Source organism: Photobacterium sp. BZF1 (assembly GCF_014349205.1).
In the GTDB taxonomy this organism is placed as follows: Bacteria; Pseudomonadota; Gammaproteobacteria; order Enterobacterales; family Vibrionaceae; genus Photobacterium.
On the sequence record NZ_JACSOF010000036.1, the window covers coordinates 1 to 11,756 of the forward strand.

9 protein-coding genes and 2 tRNA genes are annotated in these 11,756 nt (G+C 52.9%); 9 read left to right on the forward strand and 2 right to left on the reverse strand.

Annotation, left to right across the window (positions count from 1 at the left end; all coding sequences use genetic code 11):
* Window positions 1-124: 124 nt before the first annotated feature.
* The 3 genes from BIZ37_RS10060 (at window position 125) to BIZ37_RS10070 (ending at window position 1,717) form a co-directional block, all read left to right on the forward strand.
* Window positions 125-200 (forward strand) — tRNA-Asn (locus BIZ37_RS10060).
* A 44-nt stretch (window positions 201-244) separates the two neighbouring features.
* Window positions 245-320, forward strand: a tRNA-Thr gene (locus BIZ37_RS10065).
* 140 nt (window positions 321-460) lie between these two features.
* On the forward strand, window positions 461-1,717 hold the full coding sequence (locus BIZ37_RS10070; protein WP_187461392.1) for an HD-GYP domain-containing protein: 1,257 nt from the start codon (window positions 461-463) through the stop codon (window positions 1,715-1,717).
* 82 nt (window positions 1,718-1,799) lie between these two features.
* Here BIZ37_RS10070 and mrcB read toward each other — a convergent pair whose 3' ends face one another.
* Both mrcB and hrpB read right to left on the reverse strand, forming a co-directional pair.
* Entirely contained in the window at window positions 1,800-4,283 is a 2,484-nt protein-coding gene (gene mrcB, locus BIZ37_RS10075; RefSeq protein WP_370577332.1) for a penicillin-binding protein 1B, read from the reverse strand.
* Window positions 4,284-4,298: 15 nt separating this feature from the next.
* On the reverse strand, window positions 4,299-6,764 hold the full coding sequence (gene hrpB / locus BIZ37_RS10080; protein WP_187461394.1) for an ATP-dependent helicase HrpB: 2,466 nt from the start codon (window positions 6,762-6,764) through the stop codon (window positions 4,299-4,301).
* 58 nt (window positions 6,765-6,822) lie between these two features.
* Between hrpB and thpR the strand changes: the two genes are divergently transcribed.
* The 6 genes from thpR to folK all read left to right on the forward strand — a co-directional run bounded on the left by thpR (window position 6,823) and on the right by folK (window position 11,732).
* Entirely contained in the window at window positions 6,823-7,374 is a 552-nt protein-coding gene (gene thpR / locus BIZ37_RS10085) for an RNA 2',3'-cyclic phosphodiesterase (protein WP_187461395.1), read from the forward strand.
* A 23-nt stretch (window positions 7,375-7,397) separates the two neighbouring features.
* The gene (gene sfsA, locus BIZ37_RS10090) at window positions 7,398-8,111 is read left to right on the forward strand and encodes a DNA/RNA nuclease SfsA (protein ID WP_187461396.1); all 714 of its coding nucleotides are present in this window, start codon (window positions 7,398-7,400) and stop codon (window positions 8,109-8,111) included.
* Window positions 8,112-8,247: 136 nt separating this feature from the next.
* On the forward strand, window positions 8,248-8,697 hold the full coding sequence (gene dksA / locus BIZ37_RS10095) for an RNA polymerase-binding protein DksA (RefSeq protein ID WP_107301166.1): 450 nt from the start codon (window positions 8,248-8,250) through the stop codon (window positions 8,695-8,697).
* Between the two features lie 71 nt (window positions 8,698-8,768).
* Window positions 8,769-9,662, forward strand: coding sequence for a tRNA glutamyl-Q(34) synthetase GluQRS (gene gluQRS / locus BIZ37_RS10100; RefSeq protein WP_187461397.1), 894 nt, complete (start codon window positions 8,769-8,771; stop codon window positions 9,660-9,662).
* Window positions 9,663-9,876: 214 nt separating this feature from the next.
* On the forward strand, window positions 9,877-11,250 hold the full coding sequence (gene pcnB, locus BIZ37_RS10105; protein WP_370577333.1) for a polynucleotide adenylyltransferase PcnB: 1,374 nt from the start codon (window positions 9,877-9,879) through the stop codon (window positions 11,248-11,250).
* Window positions 11,247-11,732, forward strand: coding sequence for a 2-amino-4-hydroxy-6-hydroxymethyldihydropteridine diphosphokinase (gene folK / locus BIZ37_RS10110; protein WP_107301163.1), 486 nt, complete (start codon window positions 11,247-11,249; stop codon window positions 11,730-11,732). Before pcnB ends, folK begins: the two co-directional genes overlap by 4 nt.
* Window positions 11,733-11,756: the final 24 nt, after the last annotated feature.

Consider the following 11,756-nt stretch of genomic DNA (forward strand, 5'->3'; position numbering starts at 1 on the left):
CTCGATAGCTCAGTCGGTAGAGCAGAGGATTGAAAATCCTCGTGTCGGTGGTTCGATTCCGCCTCGAGGCACCATATTTCGATTGTGGTGCTTGAAATAAGCAACATAATGTAAAAAAGATAATTCCCCCTTAGTTCAGTTGGTAGAACGGCGGACTGTTAATCCGTATGTCGCAGGTTCGAGTCCCGCAGGGGGAGCCACTTTCAATTTAAGCTTTCATTAGCTTGAATAATAAGAATAAATTGCCGACTTAGCTCAGTAGGTAGAGCAACTGACTTGTAATCAGTAGGTCACCAGTTCGATTCCGGTAGTCGGCACCATCTTTTGAAACCTCATCTTTGATGAGGTTTTTTTTCGCCTGTCGTTTACCTCTAGAACATTACGCAACCTTGGTCATATTGGGAAAATATACTCGGTTAGGTAGAATTGCACTCTATTTTCAATACGTTGCACGGACGTCATGGCCAGTATCAAACTTTCTGTAGAGCGCTTAACCGAAGGCCTGTATATCAAGCTGCCTGTGCAATGGACCGATCACCCTTTCCTGCTAAACCATTTCAAAATCAAAGATAACCAGCAAATTAGGCTGATTAAGAACCTAGGGATTAAGCATGTCTTCCTGATTCCTGAAAAGAGTGAGTCTCAACCCCTTGATCCAGACAATGCTCTGGAGGCTATCAGCGAGCATGAGAGCCGTTTCCTCGACCAGCAAGCAGATAAGCTATGGAAAGAGAAACAAGGCCGTATAGAGAAGCTGAAGAGCTACAAGCGCAAACTGCAACGTTGTGAAAAAAACTTCTCCCGTTCGATGGCACAACTACGCTCGATAGTGGGAAAGATCAAAAACCGCCCGGTCACGGCCGTTAAAGAGGCAGAGATGCTGGTCGAAGAGATGGTCGACGCCCTGCTTGAATCTGACAATGTTGCCCTGCACTTGATGAACGAGGGCAGTGAGAACGAAGATATCTACAGCCATTCACTCAATGTCGCCATCATGTCAATGATGTTGGCCCGCTCCAGTGGTATGGATGGAAAAGACATCAAAACTATCGCTATCGGCGCCCTGTTCCATGATATGGGCAAACTCAAGGTACCGACCGCCATTATCCGCAAGACAACACCACTCACCGAGCCAGAAGAGAACTATTTAAAGCTCCACCCGAAGTACAGCGTCGATTTAGCCAACTTATCAGATAGTTTCCCCGAGCAGGCCAAGCCTATCCTTAGCCAGCACCATGAACTGCTTGACGGTAGCGGCTACCCTAAACAGCTCACTGCAGAACAGATCGATCCCAAAGCTCAGCTTGTTGCGGTGGTTAATGCCTACGACAATCTCTGTCACCCCCAGGACCCAGCGAAAGCGAGGATCCCATACAGCGCCCTCTCCTACTTGTTCAAGCACAAGAAAGAACAATACAACAATGATTATCTGGCGCTGCTTATCCGGTTACTTGGTGTCTACCCACCTGGTAGTGTGGTCCAACTTTCAAACCAACAACTGGGGCTGGTGATTTCGGTCAACTCAGAAAGCCTACTGACACCCAATATCTTGCTTTATGACCCAACGGTTCCGTCAAATGAAGCACCGATCATTGACTTGGAAGAGAGCCACCTTCGCATCGAACAGGTTATCCACCCAAGTAAGCTGCCGGATAAAGTCCATGCTTACCTCAATCCCCGCAGCCGGATCTCTTTCTACTTCGATCCTGATGACTAACTTCCCTCTAGAAAAATAAAACGCCCCTGTCACGGAAGTCCGAAACAGGGGCGTTTTGATTTAAAGCTATCAGCCAATCGGCTTACCAGCTAAACATCTCTTTGATCCAACCTTCAGGCTTGCTGCCGTCGCAGTAACCTTTAACCGAGCCATCCTGATCCCACATTGGCAGCGAATGCTGGCCCGCACAGTCCCTCACCAAGGTACCATTTGGCATCTGGCTGAACTTGGCTGTCGTCAACTTCTGCGGCCATTGCAGCGCCAAGCGCTCTGGCTGGCGACGTTTGAGGTAATCACCATACAAACGCAACGCACCTGCCGATCCTGTCAGGTTAACCGGTTTATTGTCATCACGGCCAACCCAAACCGTTACCACTTCTCGGCCATCGGCACCGACATACCAACTATCACGGTTTTTATCTGTGGTACCTGTCTTGCCGGCCAAGGCTGCCCAACCAAATTGTGGTTGAAGGAAACGTGCAGTCCCTTGTGAAACCACATTCTTCATGCCGTAGGTGGTCAACCAAGCCGCTTGCTCAGGGACAGCCTGGCTGGCCCTTGGCATCCACTGGTAAAGTTGGTTGCCTTGCTGGTCAACAACGGCCCTCAACGCTGTCAGGTCAGCCTTGAGCCCACCACTGGCAACCGACTGGTACATCTGGGTCACTTCAAACGGTGTCAGCGTGAAGGCTCCCAGCAGGATAGAAGGTAGCTTAGGCACTTCACCGCGATCAACGCCAAGATCGACCATGGTATCAATCACTTCATCAAGTCCAACCTGCATCCCTAAGTTAACCGTTGGGACGTTGAGAGATTTTGCCAGTGCGTAATACAGCGGCACTTCTCCCCGGAACTTGCGGTCATAGTTACGTGGCTGCCAGTTTTTCCCCTTGCTGCCACTGAGCATAATCGGCTTATCTTCAACCGTGGTGGCAAGCGAAAACGTCTCAGGATGGCGCAATGCCGCCAGATATACCGCAGGCTTGACCAAAGAGCCGATCTGGCGGCTGGCATCCAATGCCCGGTTAAAACCGGCATAGCCCGGGTTACTGCCACCAATCATCGCCCTAATTTCACCGGTTCGACGATCTGCTGCTACCAAAGCGGTTTCAAGTCCAACGCCTGCCTTTTGCTTCAGCTTAGGCACCATACTAACCACCGCTTCTTCGGCTTCTTTCTGCGAAAGGGGATCTAAGGTACTGAAGATCCGCAAACCAACACCTGGTGTGTAGTTGTTACCAACCCGCTGCTGCAATTCACGGCGAAGCTGCTGGAAGTAGGCTGGCTGACGACGGGCAATCATTGGCCGGGACTGGACATCCAGCGGCCTCGAGGCAGCCAGTTCATAATCCTCCCCAGACAGGGTGCCGTTGTCCATCATCAGCCTGAGAACAAGGTCACGGCGCTGTTTGGCACGCTCAGGGTTGCGCCATGGGTTGTAGTAAGAAGGACCTTTTGCCATCGCTACCAACAATGCCTGCTGGTCAATCCTCAACTCCTGTAGCGGACGGCCAAAGTACAACCTCGCCCCCAAGCCAAAGCCATGGACTTCCTTACCGCCATTTTGCCCAAGGTAAATCTCGTTGAGGTAGGCTTCGAGGATTTGATCTTTGGTGTAGCGATAATCAAGGATGATGGCAATATAAGCTTCCCTCACCTTCCGCCATAACGAACGCTCACGTGAAAGGAACATATTCTTGGCAAGTTGCTGGGTTAGGGTACTCCCTCCCTGCACTGTCCTGCCCGCCTTCAAATTGACGACCATAGCGCGGGCAATCGCCAAAGGCGAAACACCATCGTGGTGGTAGAAATCCCGGTCTTCTGTCACCAGCAAGGCATCAACCAGCACTTCAGGGAACTGCTCCCGCGGGAGGAACAAGCGTTGTTCGCTCTCTCCGGTTTCCAGCATCCCCAGCATCTTTGGCTCTATCCGCAAATAGCCTAGCTGACGCTTGGAGCCAGCCTCCTGAATACTTTTCAGCTCGCTGCCATCAAAGGTCAGCATGATATGCCGCGCTGCCTCGTAGCCGTCGGAAAAGTCGAACGGGCGGCGGATCAGCTCTATACGGGTCGAAGACGATGAATACTCACCGTTGCGTTGTGGCGTTCGTACTTTGTGGTATTGCAAGACATCCAGCTCGCGCCGGACTTCCTCCAACGTAATAGCCTGTCCCGGTTGCAGGTCCAGCACCCGGCCATACACAACCGCGGGCAAACTCCATAATTGGCCATCAAAACGGTCACGGACAATATTATCGAGGTAGATGCCGACCAACAGCAGTACCGCAAGGATGGCAACCGATAACTTCAGGCCAAAACCAAGCAGCCACTTGAACCAGCCCGGCAGCCCCTGCCGTTTCCCTTTAGGACTCTTTTTACGGCTCCGAGTCGATTTGGCCGGACGTTTCTTGGCAGTTGTCTTGGCCTTGCTTGCCGCTGCCGGTTTACGCTTGCGTACCGGTTTCTTGGTACCGTCCTTGTCCGCTGCGGGCTTCTTGGGTGCCGGCTTTTTGGGAGCCTGCTGTTTTGGTGCTGAAGCCACCGAACGCCTTGCTTGCTCTGTCATCATGATCATCTATTTCTACATGTATTTCTTGGTTTTTTTGGTTGGCTCATGGTTCGCAGGATCATCCGGCCACGGGTGTTTAGGGTAACGCCCTTTCATCTCTTTTTGCACCTCGCGGTAAGCTCCTTGCCAAAAGGCTGCCAAATCGCGGGTAATTTGCAATGGCCGCTGAGCCGGCGACAGCAACTCAAGCACCACCGCCACCTTGCCGTTGGCAATCGTCGGAGAGGCCTTCTCACCAAACATTTCCTGTAATTTCACGGCCAGCACCGGATATTGTCCGGGTTGATAGCGAATGGCATAGCGTGAGCCTGTCGGTACGCTGTAATGGGTCGGCAGTGCCTGATCGAGCAGCTGTTTTTTATCCCATCCCAAACGGGCTTCCAGTGCTGCCAGCAGATCAACCCGTTCAAGAGCCTTGAGGGTTTTCATCCCATTCATGTATGGCAGCAGCCATTCATCCGCAGCAGTTAGCAGTGCCTCATCATCCATCGCAGGTAAATCCAACTCTGGCAGCCATTCGGCAGCGCAGCGGGCGCGATTCAGCAACCCTTCGCTATTCTTGTTCCACGGCAGAATGCCCAGCCCCTTGCGCTGGACTGCATTGAGTAAAGCTTCACTGGCCTTGGCCGGATCTGGCTCCCCCATCAGTTGACGTTCAAGTATTAACTTGCCACAGCACAAGTGCTTCTCTGCGGTCAGGCGGCCTTTCTTATCATCCCAATCGAGCCATTCACGCCACACAAACAAGTGCGGCAGTGTGTCTTGCAATTCAGATAACTGAGCTGGAACGGCTGAAAAGATCCTGCTGTCCCCTTGGCGAGTTTTGATAATATCAGCCACCACCAGCAACTCTTCGTCTGCCAGCGGTTCATCCGGCATCATCATAGCTCCTTGGCCATTAGCAAGCTGATAACGGCTGTCTTTACCGCGTGATAGGGCAATACGGTCAGGGAAGCCTGCAGCCAACAAAGGGGCTACCCATTCACCAGCAACTTTAATTACAGCCTTGCTGGCACCCAATTTTGCCAGGTGCTGAGATGCCCGCTGCAGGTAAGCCTTGCTCCTCGCCTGTTTGCCACTTTCAACTAAATTAAGCTGGAAGTGTAAGTCCGGATTATTATTGCCCCGAGGCGGTTCTTCCAGCAGGGCAACCAGCAACGCGGCAGTCACCATTGCTTTGTCCCCGTGTTTTTGGGCCAACAGCAGCATCGCTGCATGGCGGGGCTCAACACCCAGTTTCTGTATCGCGCTGCCCATCTCGGTCAACCTACCGCCCTCGTCCATAGCACCTAGGCCTTCCAATAGCGTATGGGCTTGCTTCAAGGCAGGAGCAGGCGGTAAGTCCAGCCAATGCAGATCAGCGGCAGACTGGCAGCCCCACTGGGCTAATTCCATCGCGAGCGAAGTAAGATCAGCCCGCAATATCTCCGGCTGAGGCGTTGCAGGTTGGCGAGCCAACATGTCCTCGCTGTATAGGCGCAAGCAGATCCCCGGCTCCAAGCGACCAGCACGGCCAGCCCGCTGCTCGGCAGATGAGCGGGCTATACGAACCGACTCCAAACGGCTTATCCCTGTTTTCGGGTCCCACTGGGCGATGCGCTCCAAACCACAGTCCACCACCATCCTGATCCCCTCGATGGTCAAACTGGTTTCGGCAATATTGGTCGCCAACACCACCTTGCGCTTGCCTTTCGGCGCAGGCGTAATGGCCTGCTGTTGCTGGTTGGCGGTCAACTGGCCATAGAGAGGGCACACCAGCACATCATTGCCGAGATGCCCTTCCAATTGCTCTGCCAAACGGCGGATCTCCCCCGCCCCCGGCAAGAAGGCCAACATCGAACCAGGCTCCGAAGCCAGCAGAGCTGAAATCTCTCGTGCTGTCGCGTCAATGAGGTGGGTATTTTCCGCCAGCTTCTTGTACCGTAATTCAACGGGGAAACTACGTCCTTCAGACTCAATGTAACCTGCTTCAGGCAGTAACCCTGTCAGGGCATCCGCATCCAGCGTGGCCGACATCACCAGCAACTTGAGGTCATCACGCAGTGCTTCTTGCACCTCCAGCGCCAGTGCCAGTGAGGTATCAGCATGGATACTGCGTTCGTGAAATTCATCGAAGATCAACAGGTCGATCCCGGTCAGCTCAGGATCTTGCTGCAACATCCGGGTCATGACCCCTTCGGTGACAATTTCCAACTTGGTCTTGTTACTTACACGGGTTTCCCCCCTAACCCTCAAACCTACCGTCTCTCCCACTTGCTCACCGAGCTGTGAGGCAAGGTAACGGGCAATATTCCGGGCTGCCAGGCGGCGCGGCTCGAGCATCACTATCTTGCCAGCAACTGCCTCCTGCTGTAGCAAAACCAAAGGCAAGCGGGTTGATTTACCGGCCCCGGGAGGGGCTTTGAGGATCAGTTGTGCGCGGGCATCGAGTTGGGTCTGCAGTGCAGGGAGCACGTCATCAATAGGCAGTTGTGACAATGGGAACACCTTGTGTCATATTCAATTTAGGCTTGGCCATTGTAGCTTACTTAATCATATGAAAGAGAAAAAACAGCGCCTGTTCTTTGCATTATCGCCCGATAGCAGCAGCGATGACTTCCAGCGCCTCGCCAGGCTTTCGGCACAATGCGGCATATTCGGCCGCCCAGTCATCACCGACAACCTCCATATAACGCTAGCCTTTCTCGGTATGGTGACTGACGAGCAGGCAGCAAAGGTTGTGGCAACTGCCGGACAACTAACGCCGCCACCGGCTTTCTCTTTAAATTTAGATACATTGGGCTACTGGAAACGCAGCAAGGTCATCTGGGTTGCGCCAGATAAGCCGCCGCAGGCTTTGCTGACACTGGCACAGCAACTCAAGGTATTGGCCCTAGATTGTGGTCTGGAGCAGGAATCACGCCCCTACAAACCCCATGTCACCCTTGCCAAATCCGTAGCAAAACGCCCCGAACAATTGCCACAGGTTGGCAAAATAGACTTTCACTTCAACAGTTTTGGCCTGTATATTTCCAAGCCAGTCAGCCATAACGGCCGCCAAGGTGTGCAATACCTCCAGCTTGGTAAATGGCCCCTCGGCAGCCAATAGCAAGAAAAACAACAGGACAAGGTATGAAGTTCAACGCACCACTGCAATCAGCCACCCTCATCAAACGCTACAAGCGTTTTCTCGCCGACATCACCTTGCCCGACGGTTCAACCACCACCATTCATTGTGCCAATACCGGTGCCATGACAGGGTGTGCCGAACCAGGAAATACGGTGTGGTACTCCACCTCTGCTAACCCAAAGCGGAAATATCCTAACAGCTGGGAGCTTTCTCAAACTAAAGAAGGGCATACCATCTGCGTCAACACCGCACAGGCCAACCGCTTGGTAGTCGAGGCCATTAACAAGAATGTCATCACAGAATTGGCAGGCTATTCATCACTTCGCACCGAAGTTAAGTATGGTAGTGAAAACAGCAGGATAGATGTTTTATTACAAGACGAATCAAAACCTGATTGCTATATTGAAGTAAAGAGTGTCACTCTGCTGGACCAAGGAAAGGAGGGGCAAGGTTTTTTCCCGGACGCAGTAACAACCCGGGGGCAGAAGCACCTGCGAGAATTAATTGAAGTGGCACAAAACGGTGAACGTGCCATACTTTTTTTCGCAATTTTACATTCAGGGATTGAAAAAGTATCTGCGGCACACCATATAGACCCGGACTACTTTTCATTAATACAACAAGCAGAGCGGGCTGGCGTAGAGATCCTGTGTTACAAGGCGGTATTGAACCCAACGGAACTCTACCTCGCGCATCGCATAAAATTCAACCAGTAAGTACCGCAAAGTGATGGTTTCTTCACATTGGTATAAAATTGAATATATGCAGCAATTGCCACACCACTCCCTTTCTGCTATAGATACCGCCCAAATTTAACCAGTGACGGTTATTAGGTATATTAGGAGATGCTATATGCCAGAGAGCAACGTTAAAAAATCGCTAGGCATCCTGGCTATTGCTGGGGTTGAACCTTACCAGGAAAAGGCTGGCGAAGAATACATGGGTGAAGCTCAGCTAGAGCACTTCCGTAAGATTCTTGGTGCTTGGCGCAACCAGCTACGTGAAGAAGTTGATCGTACTGTAAACCACATGCAGGACGAAGCAGCCAACTTCCCAGATCCCGTTGACCGCGCCGCTCAGGAAGAAGAGTTCAGCCTAGAGCTTCGCAACCGCGACCGCGAACGTAAATTGATCAAGAAAATCGAGAAGACCCTTCAGCGCATTGAAGATGATGACTTCGGTTTCTGTGAATCTTGCGGTATCGAGATTGGTATCCGCCGTCTGGAAGCCCGTCCAACAGCCGACCTATGTATCGACTGTAAGACGCTGGCTGAAATCAAAGAAAAGCAGATGGCAGGCTAGTACGATTCGTACAGCACCATGATAGTCAAGAGGGAGCGCTAGCTCCCTTTTTCGTTTTGATTGATTTTCTTATGAGTACAAACAAGCACTATATTGGCCGTTTCGCCCCATCCCCATCAGGTCCCCTGCACTTCGGCTCGCTGGTTGCCGCCTTGGGTAGCTATCTGCAAGCCAAAGCCCAGCAAGGCACCTGGCTAGTTAGGATGGAAGATCTGGACCCGCCACGGGAAATGCCCGGTGCTGCGGATGATATCCTACATACCCTCGAAGCCTATGGCCTCGAATGGGACGGAGGGATCATGTACCAAAGCCAGCGTCACGACGCCTACCAAGCCCAGATTAATGCCTGGCTGGCCGACCAACAGGCCTATTACTGCCAATGTACCCGTAAGCAAATCAAGCAAGCCGGGGGCTTCTATCCGGGTAACTGCCGTGACAAGCAGCTCGAGGCTGCTGGAAATGCCATCCGCCTCAAGGTCGATGAGCCCGTATTAGCCTTCGATGACCTACTGCATGGCCATATCAATATCCCGCCACCGCTGGCCGAAGAAGATTTCATTATCCGCCGCCGCGATGGCTTGTTCGCCTATAATCTGGCAGTAGTACTGGATGACATTGAGCAGGGGATCACTGAGGTTGTCCGCGGCGCAGACTTAATTGAGCCAACCGGCCGCCAGATAGGGCTCTATCGGCTGCTCGGTCAACCTGAAGTCGGTTACCTGCACTTGCCACTGGCAGTGACCGAAAACGGCAACAAGCTCTCGAAGCAGAACCATGCCCCGGCCATCGACAAGGCCAACCCAAGGCCGGCGCTGGTCGAAGCGATGCGATTCTTAGGCTTGCAGCCACCGGCAGATCTGGCAAGCTCGACAACCCGAGAGATTTTGTGCTGGGGAATTGCCCATTGGCAGATAGCTAACCTGCCGGCAACCACAGCGATAACTTTCGACCCTTCACACGGTTGAAACCAAGCATCTGCAGTATTGTCGCCCAGCTAAACGTTAACCGCCTTGCTGCCCCCGAAATGCCCGCAATTTGCCGCCAAAATGCGGGGGAAACAAGCGCTAGGATTCTAAAATGGCCTGCTGTGATATATGATATGCGGCTGTTTGTTGAATCCGAACCACATAAATGAGGTGTATTATCTTTAATCGAGTCGCCAGCTTTTGCCGTAAGGTACTGAATCGAGACGCAAGTGATCTCGACCATGAGGAACTCGCCTTGCAAGTTTATCAGCGCCAAGAGCACGGTATTTCACGTAAAGATATCAGCGAGAATGCGCTGAAAGTCCTTTACCGCCTAAATAAAGCCGGATATGACGCATATCTGGTCGGTGGTGGTGTTCGCGATCTCCTGTTGGACAAACAGCCAAAAGACTTCGACATTGCCACCAACGCGACACCGGAGCAAATCAAGCAGTTGTTCCGCAACTGTCGCCTGATTGGCCGTCGCTTCCGCTTGGCCCATATTCTGTTTGGCAGAGACGTCATTGAAGTCGCCACTTTCCGTGGCCACCACTCAGATGCCAAGCCGAGCATCAAAGATAAAAAGAATGTCTCGGCCCAAAGCCAGGAAGGCATGCTGCTGCGTGACAATGTCTATGGCAGCATCGAAGAAGATGCCGAGCGCCGTGATTTCACCATCAATGCGCTCTACTACAGCATCAAGGATTTCACCGTTGCCGATTACGTCAACGGGGTGGAAGATCTTGATAACCGTATTGTCCGCCTGATCGGCGATCCGGAAACCCGCTACCGCGAAGATCCAGTGCGTATGCTGCGTGCCGTGCGCTTTGCCGCCAAGCTGGACATGGATATCGAACCGAACACAGCGGATCCTATCAAGCCGCTGTCGACCCTGCTGCAGGACATTCCGGCTGCCCGCCTGTTCGAGGAAAGCCTCAAGCTGCTACAGTCAGGTGACGGTCTGCAGACCTACAAACTACTGCGCGAATACAACTTGTTCCAGCAACTGTTCCCGCTACTGTCTGAGCACTTCACTGAAGATCACAGCAGCCAGACCGAGCAGATGATCGAACACATCCTATCGGCAACCGATAAGCGTATTGCCGACGGCAAGCGTGTTAACCCAGCCTTCATGTTCGCAGCCATGCTGTGGTACCCGCTGGTTACCCGTGCCGAGGAAGTCGCCTTTGCCAGCGGCCTCGCCTACTATGACGCCTTTATGGTCGCCGCTAACGATATTCTCGATGAGCAGGTCAAGACGATTGCTATCCCGCGTCGCTTTACCACGACTATCCGTGATATCTGGCAGCAGCAGACCCGTTTCAACCGCCGTAGCGGCAAACGCGCCTTCAAGATGATGGAGCATCCGAAATTCCGCGCCGCCTTCGACTTCCTGGAGATGCGTGGTAATTTCGAAAGTGAAGACATTGCCGAGTTGGCCCAATGGTGGGACAAGTTCCAGCACGGTGACCGCAACCAGCGCAGCAAGATGGTGCAGCAAATCAACGAAGGTGGCTCTGGCGCCCCTCGCCGTCGCCGTCGCCGCCCGCAACAGCGCCGCAAGAAACCACAGGCTAAATCGTCATGACCCTAGCCTATATCGCTATCGGCAGTAACCTTGCCGATCCTGTCGCCCAGGCCCAAAGTGCGATCGAGGTGCTCAAGCAGCACCCCGATCTCAATGTAGTAGCCGTATCCTCGCTCTACAGCAGCACCCCGATGGGGCCGCAGGACCAGCCTGACTACATCAATGCCGTCATCGCTGTCGAGACCAAGCTAAGCCCACTGGCTTTGCTAGATTGCACCCAGTCCATCGAACAGGAACATGGCCGGGTCCGCAAGGCCGAACGTTGGGGACCACGCACCCTGGATCTCGATATCGTCCTGTACGGCGACCTTGAACACCACTGCGAGCGCCTGACAGTGCCGCATTACGGAATGAAAGTCCGTGAGTTTGTGCTTTACCCACTCGCGGAAATTGCCCCTGAGCTGGTACTACCCGACCACACTCCGCTCAAAACACTGCTGGAGCAGGTAGACCGTAACGGGCTGAGCATCTGGTCTCAGTAACCATTTCTCAGGATTAAAGGGAGA